The organism is Pedobacter sp. KBW01, assembly GCF_003852395.1.
In the GTDB taxonomy this organism is placed as follows: domain Bacteria; phylum Bacteroidota; class Bacteroidia; order Sphingobacteriales; family Sphingobacteriaceae; genus Pedobacter.
Map to the genome: position 1 here is coordinate 357,771 of NZ_QAJQ01000010.1, position 15,610 is coordinate 373,380.

9 protein-coding genes are annotated in these 15,610 nt (G+C 41.0%); 7 read left to right on the top strand and 2 right to left on the bottom strand.

The genetic code is table 11. The features are described from left to right. Positions 1 to 417, top strand: a complete 417-nt coding sequence (locus DBR40_RS12130) for a hypothetical protein (protein WP_124559998.1) — start codon at positions 1 to 3, stop codon at positions 415 to 417. A 4-nt stretch (positions 418 to 421) separates the two neighbouring features. Here DBR40_RS12130 and DBR40_RS12135 read toward each other — a convergent pair whose 3' ends face one another. Next, positions 422 to 2,581 carry an FUSC family protein gene (locus DBR40_RS12135; RefSeq protein ID WP_124559999.1) on the bottom strand — a complete coding sequence of 720 codons (2,160 nt, stop codon included), beginning with the start codon at positions 2,579 to 2,581 and terminating at the stop codon, positions 422 to 424. A gap of 761 nt (positions 2,582 to 3,342) precedes the next feature. Next, a complete protein-coding gene (locus DBR40_RS12140) occupies positions 3,343 to 4,716 on the bottom strand; it encodes a hypothetical protein (protein WP_124560000.1) in 1,374 nt (457 codons plus the stop codon). A 313-nt stretch (positions 4,717 to 5,029) separates the two neighbouring features. Between DBR40_RS12140 and DBR40_RS12145 the strand changes: the two genes are divergently transcribed. The 6 genes from DBR40_RS12145 to DBR40_RS12170 all read left to right on the top strand — a co-directional run bounded on the left by DBR40_RS12145 (position 5,030) and on the right by DBR40_RS12170 (position 15,575). Then, a complete protein-coding gene (locus tag DBR40_RS12145) occupies positions 5,030 to 8,065 on the top strand; it encodes a SusC/RagA family TonB-linked outer membrane protein (RefSeq protein WP_124560001.1) in 3,036 nt (1,011 codons plus the stop codon). Positions 8,066 to 8,095: 30 nt separating this feature from the next. Beyond that, the gene (locus DBR40_RS12150) at positions 8,096 to 9,796 is read left to right on the top strand and encodes a RagB/SusD family nutrient uptake outer membrane protein (RefSeq protein ID WP_124560002.1); all 1,701 of its coding nucleotides are present in this window, start codon (positions 8,096 to 8,098) and stop codon (positions 9,794 to 9,796) included. Between the two features lie 15 nt (positions 9,797 to 9,811). Beyond that, positions 9,812 to 12,187, top strand: a complete 2,376-nt coding sequence (locus DBR40_RS12155) for a hypothetical protein (RefSeq protein ID WP_124560003.1) — start codon at positions 9,812 to 9,814, stop codon at positions 12,185 to 12,187. Between the two features lie 2 nt (positions 12,188 to 12,189). Then, positions 12,190 to 13,431 carry an MFS transporter gene (locus DBR40_RS12160; protein WP_124560004.1) on the top strand — a complete coding sequence of 414 codons (1,242 nt, stop codon included), beginning with the start codon at positions 12,190 to 12,192 and terminating at the stop codon, positions 13,429 to 13,431. 408 nt (positions 13,432 to 13,839) lie between these two features. Continuing rightward, entirely contained in the window at positions 13,840 to 14,418 is a 579-nt protein-coding gene (locus DBR40_RS12165) for an RNA polymerase sigma factor (RefSeq protein ID WP_233603876.1), read from the top strand. A 104-nt stretch (positions 14,419 to 14,522) separates the two neighbouring features. Continuing rightward, complete coding sequence (locus DBR40_RS12170) at positions 14,523 to 15,575, top strand: FecR family protein (RefSeq protein ID WP_124560005.1); 1,053 nt, start codon at positions 14,523 to 14,525, stop codon at positions 15,573 to 15,575. Positions 15,576 to 15,610: the final 35 nt, after the last annotated feature.

Sequence of the window (15,610 nt, forward strand, 5' to 3'; positions counted from 1 at the left end):
ATGATGAAAACCTTTATCTGTTTCCTGTTTTGCTTTGCGTTGGCCAACACCGCTTATTGCCAGAAAAAGCAACTCGATTACCAGTATTTCCGCGAGGGTAAAACTTACTATGCTTTTAGCCTTTTTAGCGATACGACTAATGCACCCAGAGCCTTGTTACTCGATTTTACTACCAAATCTAAATTCAATAAGATTGAAAAAATATCTGTTACTGCAGGTAGTATTGAGGTAAAACTGAAATTCAAAGTTCGAACTGATTCAATTCAATCAGACAATACAGAACAACGTTCTTATTCAGTCGTTTTTAATGCCAAAGATATTGCAGAGAAGCAGCTTGGCTGTGATGGGCAGATTACTTTTAAACTCGATAACGGAGAATCGTACACTTTACCCTTTAATGCCTGTCTGATTAAATAAAAGGTTACAGTTTTATTTTAACCGAGAGTTTATAAATGTCATAAGCTACTTTCTGAATCAAATCGAACTGCTCTGGCACAAGGTCTTCGCCTTTTTTAGCACTTAAACCATTATCGTTCAATCTAATTAAAGGTACATTATCTAAGGTGCCAGCTCCCTGCAAAAGGTTGTTGAGGGCTGCATCTAACAGGTAATTGGTATTGTTCGCAATCGGTTTTAAGTGATCAAAACTTTCGAAAACAAACTCATGTTCCTTGTTATAAAGCGAAAGTGTAGCTACATATGATGACAGCAGGTGACTTAAAGAGGTAAACTGGTGTACTTCTTTAATAAATAGCTGTTTACTTTTAGGCTCAGAAAACATTCGCTGGAACAGGGAAGCCAGATTGGCCGTACTTACATATACTTCTTTACGTGCCAGTTTATATTCTGTACGGTTATAGCTCTTTTCAAAGTACAATTTAATAACTTGGTCGTAATAATCCTTGTTGGCTTTTAAAATATCGATCATGGCCTCTTTCAGGTTTTCGTACTCCCAGGTGGGGAAGAGAGAATAACTGGCCAGTAGTGCAATGCCCGAGCCGATAAAAGTATCGTAAATCCTTTCTCTGGCCAACGCAATAGATCCCATCCCTAAAAAATCGAAGAGAATGAGGATATAGGGTGTCATAAAAAGTACGCTTACTACATAATTCTTACGCTGAAAACTGTAACAGCCAATCATACAAATCAGCAAAATTACAAATAAGGTATTTCTGTCGTGGATATAGGTAAGCACACCCATTCCCACAAACGCCCCCACGGTTGTACCGATTAAACGTTGGTAATTGCGTTCTTTGGTTAAACTAAAGCCAGGTTTGGAAATTACGAGGATGGTGAGTAAAATCCAGTAACTGTGCGAAAAATCTAAGACCAGCGATACAACAAAGCCAAGTAACATTACTACAGTAACACGTAGCGAATGCCTGAAAGTGGAAGAACTGTAGGTTAAGTTTTCGGTAAACAGTTTAAAATCGAACTTCTGGCGCGTAATAAACTTTTCCGTATCTACCTCTGCCTGGCGAATATCCTTGCTATTCCTGATTTTAAAATAGCTGAAAATGGTTTTAACACGCGAAAGGATATTCTCGATGTTCACCTCAATGTTTTTCAGCGCAATAATCCCCAGCGTATTGTATTCCTGGTTTTGGTTATTTTTTTCGAGGTTATTGATTTTAATTTTTAAACGTTCTATTTCAATGAGCAGCCGTTTGGAAACAACTGGTGTACCACCGCTTTTCAGTGCAAAAGCAATATCATCTAAAGCATAAGAAATACGTTTAATGGCCATTTCGTAATCAGACAGGATACCTGCCTTATCAAACTGATCGTGCAGCTGCTGATAGTTGTAATAAGTAGACATAACCTGCTCAAAAAGATCAACCATATCAACAAAAACCAATAACAGGAAACGACCTTCAGGTGTCGAATCGCGTACAATCTCGCGCGTTCTGAAAAGCAATTCCCTAACCGCATCCTGTTTTTCATGCACCGATACCTGGAGTTGTAGCAGATCGGCGTAGGTTTTTTCGTAATTGTTGTTCTGGTGATAAAATTTGGCTTTTTCCCTTAAAAATTCGGCTACTTCTAAAATCGAATCGCTTAACGATTGTTGCACCAGCCGGAAGGGGCGCAGGCGGTAAACAAAATAGCTTAAACCGGTATACCATAAGCTACCTGCTAGAACCAGTGCTGAGTGAAGCAATACTTCCTGCCAGGGCCTGATATCGTCGATACTGAGCACCATAATTAGCAACACTGCAGTACCAACCGAGGCTGCCCTGAGGCCATAGATGTAAAACATCGAAAATATAAAACTCGATACAGCCAGTAAAAAGCCAATAAAATAATGGTTCTTGTTGGTAAGACCGGTAATAATTGAAAAGGTGAAAATGAGTGCCGTGGTAATAAACATGGCATTTCTCCGGTGCACCATTGGCCCCGGACTATCCACTACGCTCACACATAAAGCACCGAGCGATAAAGTCATGCCATATTTAAGCATGCCAAACTGAGCAAATATCAAAGAGGGTAGCAGTACACCGATGGTAATGCGCAGACCGTCGGCAAAATACGTACTCAATAAAAAGTCTTGTATGTTTCTAATGGGTTGCCTGATCTGCATATTACAAAAATAACATAATAGCAATTCTTTTTGTTGAGATTGAAATTAAGTTTTTTGTTTTTTTAGCATTTTACGCCGAAAAACAGTAAGGTTCTGATTGCCAGTTGGCTATGTTTTGTGTATGAGTAAAAATGGAGCCAATGTTAATAAACTGAAAATAAATGCGTTTTTATGGTTAAAAACAAGGTTTTGTTGTTTTTAAATTGTTGATAACCAGTTGATTTAGGTTGAAAACTTTGTTTATAAAAACCATTGTTTTTTCTTGACAGATAATGGTTTTACACCTAAATTAGATCATATCAAATACGAAGTACTTTGAATTCTGATAAAACAATCCAAAAGAAATAAAGAACCGAGAGGTGACAGATTTCGGATAGTTTACAAGGATAACGGTTAGTTTCAGAAAGGGTTAAACTGATTAAGAATATATATCACCATCGAGAGATTGGCCGATAAGAAAACTGCACAGGCCTAACAGAGATTATTGAAAGCTAAGAAGTTTACGGACAGAAGAGTTGGAAATAAATTTTCACGAATCGTAAAAGTTGCAAGACCTAACGATAACGGAAAAATCAAAGTAACAAGAATTAGATGCTTTAAAATACAGCTATGGTTGTTTTTAAAGTTAAAAACGGGGAACTTAATCGAAAGAAGAAAGTCCCCGTTTTTGTTTTTAAGCGCTTGCTCAACAAGAAAATAATTTGAAGATTGCCTGTTTCACTTGTTTGATCGATTGCTATTGGAATGCTAATTAATAGCAGTTAAAACTTTTCTTTTGTTTTTAGGTCATAGGCCTCAAAATTTTCAAAGCTACCTACACCTGCAAATCTTATTTTTACTCCCATGAGCTTACCAATAGGGATTTTATATCTGCTATTAATGATTTCCCTGTTATCTACAAAAAGCCTGGCGTGCTGGTTTTCAATCCTTAGCTTAATGTGTTTGCCATTGCGAAGGTCCTGGCCCTGTGGTCTCAGGTCATCTTTTGTACCATCAAGCTGGTTCTCAGAAAATTTCAAATTGCTCCATACTACACATTCTGGCTTAATGAGGTTAACCGCATGAAAGTCTTTTTCTCCATATACAATTAAATCTGTTTGCGAACAGCGTACTCCGGGGCGAGAGGGCGAGGTTTGGATGAAAACATTTAACTCAAAGTTGTCGGCACTTATGGTAGTCGGTTTAACGTTGGCAAATGAAACAAAAAAGGTTTTGGTAGTATCAACGCCTGATTTGATAAGCGCAGAAGTGGATGCAGATATTCTTTTTCCGTTTTGGAGCGCGGCAGAACTCACTGGGTATACCCTGGTGGTATCATGTTCTACCATAGCAATCAAATCCCAACCTTTGCTTTGAAGGTAAACCCATCCTGTATCTATTGGCTTTTTGTGATGGAACAGTACAGGGAAATACCTTCCGGGAGCCTCATAGTAATGGTTAACCAGATTTGCCGAAAAACTTTTCTTCATGGTACTGCCATCTGCAAAATCGATAAGGTATTCAGCGCGGTTAATCTTCGCATTGTTTTTAACGTTTAGTTTAAAAAGTGCAGAGTGTGGACTTATCCCGTTGGGGTTTAGGCACAGAAGTTTAATGTCCTGATCGCTAATCAGACTTTTAATGTAAATCCACAAACTAATCCCTACCAATACTGTTATAGCAAATAAAATAACTTTAAGCGTGTGCTTAGCCCTTTTCGATGGTTTTACAGGCTCTTTTGGCTGTGTCGGCTTTGGTAGGGGAGGTTTTTCAATAGTAAGTGAGTTAATACGCTCAAATTCCTGCCAGTCGCGAAAATCAATAAACTGTGCCAACGCATCACGAGTGGCTTTCTGCGGGTAGTAGCGGTTAGAGGTTTTGACTTTACCAAATATCCGTTTCAGGGTATTCTCGCCCAAATGCACTTTTGTTTTCCGATAAAGTAAACCACTGAGCTTAACATAATCGCTGTTTTTCCACGAAGCTATATCCTGGTTACCGGTCTGTTCTGCTATTTTTTGACAGCAGCTATCCAGGTTGCGGAAGAATAAGATGTTTTCAGCCTGTAGGGATTCTTCGTTCATGCTTTGTTGTATCACTTGGGGACGGGTAATGATAATATGTTTGGTTAGTTGATCGGTTATCGGATGTGCCATAAAAATACAGAAAAAGCCACCATATCAAAATAAAAGCGCATGGTTTCGGGTTGCGATTCACAATTTAAAATCGATGAAATAAACGGTAAGGCTCAGATCAACTATTTTTTCGTTTTATCGGCTTATCCATTTAAGTTCTTTTTTGTGTTTAAGGTGCTGTTAGTTAGTGTTTTATGTTGTACTAAATAATGGCTCAGCTTTGGTCAGCTGTTGAGCGTGTTTTTAGCTAAATATGCCCCTAAATTTACAGTTAGCTGGTGTTATCATCAGTGAAGAGAACCAACAAACTATTTAATAACTAACCAAATCTTGAATGAAAAAGAACCTATTGCTATTGTTGGTGCTAGCCTGTATTTACTATGCAGCTCATGCACAAACAAAGATCGTTTCGGGTAGAGTTACCGATGCGAAAACAAAGGAGAGCCTGATCGGTGTAACTGTGAGTGTACCAGGCACAAAAAATGGAACCTTAACCGATACTCAGGGTCGATTTACCCTAACCATACCTGATGCTGTAAAAAGCTTGACTTTCGGTTATGTGGGTTATCAAATACAAACAATTATTCTTAACGGAAAGCCACTTGAAGTTGCACTAATGGCCGATCAAACCAATTTAAATGATGTGGTGGTAGTGGGGTATGGAACGCAAAAGAAAAAAGATTTAACCGGTGCCATTGCTACACTTAGCGGCGAAGAACTTTCGGGCAGGCAAACCCTGCAGGTTTCTGAATCTTTGCAGGGCGCGGTAGCAGGAGTATCGGTTACGCGGAGCAGTTCAGCGCCTGGTTCGGGCGCTACGGTTAGGGTACGCGGCATTACCACGCTAAACAATAACGATGCTTTGGTGGTGGTAGACGGTATTCCGGTAAGCAGTATGGACCTGGTGAACCCGAATGATGTCGAATCGCTTAATGTGCTCAAAGACGCGGCTTCGGCTGCCATATACGGCTCGCGTGGTGCCGCCGGGGTAATCTTAATTACCACCAAACGCGGTAAAAACGGTGCCTCGAATCTCGAATACAATTTCGAGTATGCTTTACAAAAACCTACTGCCTTGCCGGCTTATGTTGATGCGCCAACCTACATGAAATACTTTAACGAGCAGGCTACTAATGATGGCGCTGCAACAGGGCCATATGCCAACGATTACATTGTGAATTTCGAAGCCAACAGGGCTGCAACACCCGATAAATTTCCTTTTGCCAATACCGATTGGCAGCAACTGATTATGACTAATAAATATGCCCCCAGGGAGCAGCATGACGTGGTATTTACCGCTGGCAATGAAAAGCTGAAAACCAAGGCTTCGTTAGGTTACCAGAATGTGGGGGCATTTTACGATAACTACAATTATGAGCGCTATCAGTTCAGGATCAATAACGATATCAAAATCTCAGAGAAACTGAGTGCTATTGTTGATCTTGGATTAAGAAGGCTTAACAGTTTGGCGCCGGTATCGAATCCCTTTAGTGGCCAAACACCAATTTACGAGGCAAGGGTAATGCCTCCGGTTTATGCCGACCGCTATACCAATGGTAAGTATTCTATTGCTAAGGATGGTAGAAACCCTCTTGCGCAATTAAACGAAGGTGGAACTACAACGGGCCGCTCTAACCAATTGCAGGGGCGTTTGGCATTAAACTTTAAACCCGTAACGGGTTTAACCCTGACTGGTATTCTGGCTCCGACCTTTGATTTTAATAAAACAAAAGCCTTTTCTAAAAAAATTACCTATACACTGGCAGATGGGTCGCCTACTACCTTATCCAATACCGCCTTAACGGTTTTAAATGAGGGTAGGAATGAGATTTACCAGTTAACCAGTCAGTTTCTGGCCAACTATAACAAAACGGTTAATAACCACAATTTTAGTGGGTTGCTGGGGTACGAAGGTGTTTATAGCAACCAGGAATCGTTAGGAGCTTCGAGAAGTGGTTTTGTACTTACCGATTTTCCTTATCTCGACGCAGGCTCACAGTTATTGAGAGATAATTCGGGCGATGCATCAGAGGCTAACCTCCGTTCGTTCTTTGGTCGTTTAAGCTACGATTACAAAAGCCGTTATTTTTTACAGGCAAATTTAAGGTATGATAAGTCTTCGCGTTTTGCACCTGCTTATCGCGATGCCTATTTTCCATCATTTTCGGCGGGCTGGAGTTTGAGCGAAGAAAAATTTATGAAAAACATCAAATGGGTTAGTTTTCTAAAGTTGAGGGGCTCGTATGGAGAGGTAGGAAATGAGCGTATTGGCAATTATCCTTACCAGGCCAGTATTGATTTGAGTACCGCGTTGTTTTATCAGAACGGAAGCGTAATTCCGTTAAATGGAGGGGCACAAACCGTTTATGCCGTTCAAAACATTTCATGGGAGACCACAAAGTCTACCGATATAGGTATTGATGCTGCTTTCCTGAACAATAGATTAAGCCTGACTGCTGATTATTACCAAAAAAGAACTACCGATATCCTCTTAGGACTGGATATTCCGATAAACCTTGGTTTTGACAGGCCTACACAAAATGCCGGAATATTAGATGTTAAAGGCTGGGAAATGGCCATCGGCTGGAAAGATAAAATTGGGGAACTGAGCTATAGTGCCGGCTTTAACCTTTCGGATGCCAAATCGAATATCGTAAATATGGGCGGCACACAAATTCTTGGCGATCAGTCTATTTTTGAGGGTAGCCAGTTTAACGAATGGTACGGCTACCGTTCAACAGGTATTTACCAAAACACTGCCAGTGCAAACGCAGCGCCCAGAACCAGTAACGCGGTTACGGCAGGCGATTTAGGCTACGCAGATACCGATAATAATGGTATTATCAATGCCAATGACAGGGTGCTGCTTGGCGGTTCATTACCAAGATATCAATATGGTGGTAACATCAATCTGGCTTATAAAGGATTTGATTTCGGCATCAGCTTTCAGGGGGTAGCTAAACGTTTGAGCAGGTTGAATAGTGAAGTGGTGAGGCCATTTCAGGAGCAGTTTGGCAATTTTCCGGAACTGATTGACGGGAAATTCTACAGCAAAAACAATACGCCTGAGCAAAATATGGTTGCCCAATATCCGCGCTTAACCAATACCGTTTCCGGAAATAATTATGCGCTGTCTGATTTTTGGCTGTTTAACGGAGCTTACTTCCGGATCAAGAATACAACTTTGGGTTACACCTTAGCTGATAAGCCATTGCTGAAGAAAGTGGGATTACAATCTATCCGTTTTTATGTGGCAGTAAACGATTTCTTTACCAGTAGCAAATTCCCCAAATATGCCGATCCTGAATCGGGAAATGCAGCTTATCCAATCGTAACCACATTTCTTGGCGGTGTTAACGTAAAATTTTAATACACAGGGATATATCAAACCTTATTTAAAATGAAAAAGAACCTCTTTATTATAGCAATGTTGGGCATTTGCATTTGGTCATGCAAAAAGCTCGATCTAAATCCCCTAAGTTCGCCTTCAACAAGCAGCTTTTATTCCAACCAGGTAGAGCTCGAACTGGCGGTAAACGACCTTTATCGTTTAGATTTTTGGGCGCCAATTAAAGAAAATACAGGTGCCTGGGAAGAGTTTTTCTCCGATAACTGTTACTACCGCGGTGGAAGCGGCTCAAACCCGGTTATCGCCGGTACACAGTCATCATCAGATGCTTTTTCGCTTACCTTCTGGACCAATGCTTACAAAGCTATTGCACGTGTTAATGCTTTCCTCGAAAATAAAGATCGGGCGGCAGCCAGTACGCCGGCAACTGTAATGACTACTTTGGAAGCCGAAATGAGGCTAATCAGGGCCTATCAATACAGTAAACTGATTACCCATTACGGAGATGTTCCGCTTAACCTTAAAATCCTTACGCTCGAAGAATCTTACAACGTTAAGAAGAGCAGTAAAGCCGATATCTATAATTTTCTGAAAGCGGAATTTGATTTTGCAGCGCAGAACCTGCCGCAAAATTATGCCTCTTCGAGCATAAAACGGTTAACAAAAGGAGCTGCATTGGCACTTAAAGCCAGAACAGCCCTTTATATGGGCGATTGGGAAACTGCCCGCGAGGCTGCTTTGGCTGTGATGAATCTCACCGGTGCCGGAGCTTATAGTCTAAATAATTCTTACAGCGCTCTTTTTCAGAGAGCAGGAGAACTTAGTCCCGAGATTATTCTTGGCATTCCGCGAGATCAGGCACAGAAAGTTTCAGCAACACCCGATGATATCTTATCGAGAAATGCTGGAGGATTTGGTGCAACCATGCCAACCCGTGAGCTGGTAGATGCTTATGAGTGTACAGACGGAAAACCGATTAACGAATCGCCGCTTTACAATCCACTAAATCCCTTTGCTAACCGCGATCCGCGACTTGCAGCTACTGTGGTTCCTTTCAATACCTACTGGTTAGGCTACAACTACAATCCACATCCCGATTCTTTGCAGGTATGGAGCTCAAAACTGGCCAGAAAGGCTACCAATAACGACTCGAGGGGAGTAGCACCATTTGCCAGCTTTACCGGTTTCCTGTTTAAAAAAGGCGTTGAGCAAAGCTGGTCCGATACCCATATCGAAGATAATGACGCCATTATTGTACGTTTTGCAGAAATGCTGCTTACCTACGCAGAAGCCAAAATAGAACTGGGGCAGTTAGATGCTTCAGTATTGGAGGCAATAAACCGGGTTAGGGCAAGGGGATACGGCGTTGCTGCTACCAGTATAGGTTCTTACCCGGCGATTACGACACTGGATCCGGTTCAGCTTAAAAAAATAGTAAGGCGGGAGAGGAGGATAGAGTTTGCTTTCGAGGGCCTGCGTTATATGGACCTGATTAGATGGAAACTGGCTGAAAGAGCACTTAATAAACCCATTATTGCACTGCCCGATCCTGCAAACCAAAATAGAGCAAAATGGCCGTTTCCGGGCATAACACCTATTGATGCTGACGGTATCGCCGATTATTCGGGCTTTGGTAGCGATGTTAAAATACAGTTTGTAAGAAAGTTCGATGCCACCAAACAATACCTCTGGCCTATACCACAGCAGGAGGTTAGGTTAAACCCAAGCCTTACGCAAAACCCTAATTATTAAGATTTTTAAAAAGAGATGAAAAACATAAGACCGAATATCTATTTAAGTGCAGTAGCCGCACTCGTTATACCATTTTTAGTTAAAGCCCAAACTAAACCCATTCAGGTTAGCGGTGTATATCCGCATCTGGCCACCTTTAACGAAGGCTGGCCAAAAAAAGAACTGCAGGATAAGAAGGGAGGCCAGGGTTTTGAAAACGGTATAGGCGCCATTACACCCTGGGCCGGTCAGCTTTGGATGGTTACCTATTCGCCACATGAGCCCCATGGCAGCGCCGATAAGCTTTACAGTTTAGATAAAGATTTAAATGTAACCATTCATCCGGAAAGTATTGGTGGTACACCAGCCAATAGGATGATCCATCGTGAGTCCAACCAGCTTATTACCAGCAGTTATTTTATTGATGATAAGGGCAAAGTGAGGACCATCCCTTTCAGTGTAATGCCTGGCCGGATGACCGCAACAGCCAGGCACCTGTCTGATCCCGAAAACATGGTGTATTTTTATGATATGGAAGGTGTGCTATATGAAGTAAACGTACATACACTCGCGGTTAATAAACTGTTTCATAAGCCTGTTCCTGGCTGGCACGGTAAGGGGGCTTATACAGCACAGGGCAAATTAGTTGTAGCCAACAATGGTGAGGAAGCCGTTTTTAAAATAACGAAAGACATGCTTCAGGCAGGCAGTTTACCCGGTAACAATGAAGAAAAAGGAGTACTGGCCAGTTGGGATGGTAAAAAATGGGAAATAGTAGAACGCAGGCAGTTTACCGATGTAACCGGACCGGGAGGTATTTATGGCAGTCCAGACAATAAGACCCCGCTATGGAGTATAGGCTGGGATAAACGTTCGGTTATACTTAAACTACTGGATAAAGGGCAATGGTATACCTACCGTTTACCTAAGGCTGCCCATACTTACGATCACCGTGGGGGCTGGTATACCGAATGGCCACGCATCCGTGAAGTGGGGAATGGCAAAATGCTGATGGATATGCATGCAATGATGTATGATTTTCCAAAAACCTTTTCCCGGGCAAACAGTGGAGGAATTGCACCACTTAACACCCATTTGCGCTATATCCCCGATTTTTGCAACTGGAACAATCAGATTGTAATTGCAACAGACGAAACCACGGTGCTAGAAAATCCGTTGGCCGGACGGGCTCAATCCAACTTATGGTTTGGCCAGTGGAACGATCTTAATAAATGGGGCAGTCCTACGGGATGGGGCGGCCCCTGGGAAAAGGATGCAGTTAAGGGCAATACCCCATCAGATCCTTATCTCATTAATGGATTTGATAAAAAGGTACTCCATTTGTTAGCCGATAAGCAAACTACGGTGACACTCCAGATCGATGTAAGCGGAAACAATAGCTGGAAAGATTATAAAAAAATCAGGCTGGATGCTAACCATTATCAATATTTTCTGCTGCCGGCAGATTTGAAAGCCACCTGGATCAGGTTTAAAACCGATAAAGATTGCATCGCAACAGCCTTTATGCATTTCAGCGGAAAGCCACATACACCAAATAATACATTGTTTAAATCGCTGGCCGATATTACGGAAACAAGTCCGGTTAATGCAAACATTATCCGTCCGGCAAATTTTAATAAAAACCTGCAGGTATTGCAAACAAGCGAAAATAAGTACACGGAAGTAGATGAGAAACTGGTTACTGTTACCCCAACAACCGACAGTAGCGCACAGGTTTTGCGTTTAGGAAAATTAGTTAAGGGATACACGGTTGATGAGGCTTCGGTAATTGTAAAAGATGCAACAGGTACATTTCGCTTGCCCAAAGGTTCAGATATTTACCAAACCTTTGCCTATCGCGATAAAAGGGAAATCGAATCTGAACGGTTTATGCTGAATATTTCGGGCACCTTTTATGAAGTTGGCAGGGAAAGTGGTTTTATTGCTTTGCGACCGATTACCACCCATAATAAAAAAATTATTGATTTCTGTACCTGGCGCGGGTTATTGGTGCTCAGCGGAACAAAAAAAGATGCACGGGCTGATGGCCAGTACTTTGGCAACTCCTCGAACGGCTTGTGGTATGGTGGGGTAGATGATATGTGGAAAATGGGAAAAGCAGTAGGCACGGGAAGCGTTTGGAAAAATACTACAGTAAAAGCCGGAGAAGCTTCGTTGCCTTACTTAATGACGGGTTACGACCGTAAAAAGGTTAGCTTAACTGCAAATATCCCTGTGAAAATTACCCTTGAAGTTGATTTCGACCTCACTGGTTTTCACCAATACAAAACCTTTAACCTTACTCCAGGCAAACCCGTTGAATACGAATTTCCTGCCGGCTTTAGTGCTCATTGGGTAAGGGCTGTGGCCGATAAGGACTGTGTGGTAAGCGTTACTTTTATCTATCAATAAATATGGAAAAGATTGGTGGTAAAAGTGTATGGCAGCACTTGTTCAGCACGGTAGTTATTGTTGCAGCTTTAGGTTATTTTGTAGATATATACGATTTGCTGCTGTTTGGCATTGTTAGGATTCCGAGCCTGATTGAATTGGGCCTGGATGAAACAGCACAATCTGTAGAAGGAGCGAGCATTTTGAACTGGCAAATGAGTGGTTTGCTATTGGGCGGCATATTGTGGGGCATTTTGGGAGATAAAAAAGGCAGGTTATCGGTGCTTTTCGGATCGATTATTACCTATTCAATAGCCAATTTTGCCTGCGGATTTGTTCAGGATATTACCCTATATAAAGTTTTGCGCTTTGTTGCCGGTGTAGGTTTGGCCGGAGAGCTTGGAGCAGGCATAACTTTGGTTTCAGAGAGCCTGCCTAAAAAATTGCGCGGTATTGGTGCCTCGGTAGTTGCAGGCGTGGGTTTGCTAGGCGCTGTTGCAGCCTATTTTACCGTTGAGCTTTTTAGTTGGCGTTATGCTTATTTCACGGGCGGTGGTTTAGGGATATTGCTGCTGCTTTTGAGAATAGGGGTTTTCGAATCGGGCATGTACACACAGATAGCCGAACGTGAGCAGGTTCGTAAGGGGAGTTTTAAATCATTTTTTACCAATACCCGCCGCTTAAAACTCTACGCCAGGTGTATAGGTATCGGATTGCCAACCTGGTATGTAATCGGTATTCTGGCTACTTTTAGCAACGAATTTGCCAAGGCTTTAGGCATAACGGAAGAGGTAAAACCAGGCCTCTCGGTAATGTGGTGTTACATTGGCCTAGCTACGGGCGATCTGCTGAGTGGTGTATTAAGTTATCTGCTTTGCTCCAGAAAGAAGGCTGTAATGATACTCATGCTCTTTACGCTTTTGGGTTCGATTATTTACCTGTATGGAGGTCTGGCAAATCCTACAGGAATATACCTCATGTGCCTTTGGCTAGGCTTTGGTATTGGCTATTGGGCTATGTTTGTTACTATTGGTGCCGAACAGTTTGGAACCAATTTAAGGGCTACGGCAGCAACTACCATTCCCAATATGGTTCGTGGCACGGTGGTATTAATGACAACACTTTATGCGGCTTTAAAACCCGATATACTAGCGCTTAATGCTGCGGCAGTGGTGGGGGTAATTTGTTTTAGTATTGGCATATACAGTGTGCTCACTATACCCGAAACGCACGACAGGGAACTTAACTTTATTGAGCAGGATTAAAAAAAGTCGGTAATTTATATAAATACTAAACAGAGATATTTGTTTTTTGAAGTGTTGGATTCGGCTTGTCTGAGTTCAACACTTTTTGTTTTAAGCTGCCGAAAGCAATTTATGTTGTTTATAATAGCTTAATTTTTTTAGTTTTGCTAAACTTTTTCTCGTTCAGATTTGAAAATATTTTGGCTTACCATAAGCTGAAATAAAAAAAACAAGTGATTAAAGGAAAGGTATTTGAAGATTAACCTGTACCTTGTAACAAACCAAGCTACAACAAAACCAAAAAACTGCACAGCACAATATCCCTAAATCGTGTGCTGACTAAACGATTAATGACTATATTTTTGCAAAATTATCCCAATACAAGTGTTTCATTTCCGGTAAAAGGAAAGAGCAGTCGTAAATTTTATCATGGACAAGCATAATTTCGCCGAGGATAAAATTACGTTCCATGTATTGTGGTGGGAGGCCCTATGTATGGGCGAAAGAGATGCCTTTCTTAATTTGTATAAAAGCCTCTATAGAAGTTTAGCCGGATTTGGCTTGAGGGTTTGCAGCGACTCAGAAGTGGTTACCGATACATTAAACCAGGTATTTCTCGAAATTTGGGAAAAACACGAAACACTACCCCGTGTAGAACAGGTTGAATCTTATCTGCGTACGATTTTAAAAAGAAAAATTTTAAAACGGATTGCACACGAACAACGTTTAAACAAAGCCATTTCAGTAATTGTAAGAGAAGATGAAGCTCTTTTGGAAATGCCTTATGAAGAACTGATCGTAAAAATTCAATCAGACGAGCTGGTAAAAACCAGTTTGCTTGCTGCCCTCGAAAAACTAACCCCTCAGCAAAGAAAATTAATCCAATTGCGGTTTTATGATGGATTGAGTTACGAAGATGTGGCCAAAAGAACACAATTAACAGTAAGAACAGCCTATAATACCATTTATAGCGCATTAAAATTTTTGCGTACACAGCTTAAATTCTAGTGCTCTAAGCGCTTTGAAGCACATTTTTAAATAAAATAAAAAAAAAGTAAAAAATACTTGGTAAAAAAATCACTTTCTGTGCACTGGTATTAAAAGCCCGTTCCATGATTGATGAATATAAGTACCCTGAAGATTTTTTAATGGATGATACCTTTAAGCAGTATTGCGAAGGTAGCAACGAAAAATGTGTGATTTTCTGGGAAACATGGATAGCCAAACATCCTGAAAAACATAAAACACTGCAGGCAGCTAAAAAGTTATACCAGGTATTAAGCGGTAATTTAAAACCGGTTAATAAACAGCTAGATTACCTTACTAACCAGATAAGTCCTGTAACTAAAGTTAAGCGCTTCAGATCTGTACATTATGCTATCGCCGCTTCTCTTTTGGTCGTATTGTTTATAGGTTTATTGTACAACATTTATAATCAACCGAATAACAGCTTGCATTATGCCGAAAATTTTGCAGCTAAAAAAGGAGAGAAGAAGAAAGTTACCTTACCCGATGGTACTTTGGTTTATCTAAATGGCGACAGTAAAATTGAACTGGGAGATAACTTCGATCAAAAAGATAGAAATGTTAAGCTAACCGGAGAAGCCTACTTTGACGTAAAGCACAATGCTGCCAAACCCTTTTTTGTACACACCAAAGATTTTAAGATTACGGTGTTGGGTACTGCATTTAATGTGAAAAGTTATGCAAATGAGAACGAATCGGCTGCAACCCTGGTACGGGGTACGATTAAGCTTGAAGACAATACCGGCTTAAATAAAAATACCATTATCCTTAAAGCAGGGCAAAAAATCACCTATCACATGTTAATGGCACCGATAGATCCGGGTCAATCAATTAAAGAGCGCCAGTACAGGTTACCTAAAATTGAGGTCAATAACCTTACGCTAATGAATAAACAGGTAGTAGAATCGGCCTGGACCAATAACGATATCATTTTTATAAACAACGATTTTGAAGAGATTAAAGAGCGTCTTGAACGCTGGTTTAATGTAACTATCGAGTTCGGGGATAAAGAAGTAGCCGAATATATTTATACCGCCAATTTTAGAAATGAAGACATCCTAACGGTATTGCACAATTTGCAACAGGTTAAATATTTTAATTTTAAACAGAAAGGAGATCACATTACAATAACCAAATAAACAAACTAACCAAAATAAACCTGTATCAAAAAGAA

Excerpts from the sequence above, each read along its gene's own strand:
- DBR40_RS12130 (WP_124559998.1), top strand. The coding sequence starts at position 1 with ATGATGAAAACCTTTATCTGTTTCCTGTTTTGCTTTGCGTTGGCCAAC.
- DBR40_RS12135 (WP_124559999.1), bottom strand. The coding sequence starts at position 2,581 with ATGCAGATCAGGCAACCCATTAGAAACATACAAGACTTTTTATTGAGT.
- DBR40_RS12140 (WP_124560000.1), bottom strand. The coding sequence starts at position 4,716 with ATGGCACATCCGATAACCGATCAACTAACCAAACATATTATCATTACC.
- DBR40_RS12145 (WP_124560001.1), top strand. The coding sequence starts at position 5,030 with ATGAAAAAGAACCTATTGCTATTGTTGGTGCTAGCCTGTATTTACTAT.
- DBR40_RS12150 (WP_124560002.1), top strand. The coding sequence starts at position 8,096 with ATGAAAAAGAACCTCTTTATTATAGCAATGTTGGGCATTTGCATTTGG.
- DBR40_RS12155 (WP_124560003.1), top strand. The coding sequence starts at position 9,812 with ATGAAAAACATAAGACCGAATATCTATTTAAGTGCAGTAGCCGCACTC.
- DBR40_RS12160 (WP_124560004.1), top strand. The coding sequence starts at position 12,190 with ATGGAAAAGATTGGTGGTAAAAGTGTATGGCAGCACTTGTTCAGCACG.
- DBR40_RS12165 (WP_233603876.1), top strand. The coding sequence starts at position 13,840 with ATGGACAAGCATAATTTCGCCGAGGATAAAATTACGTTCCATGTATTG.
- DBR40_RS12170 (WP_124560005.1), top strand. The coding sequence starts at position 14,523 with ATGATTGATGAATATAAGTACCCTGAAGATTTTTTAATGGATGATACC.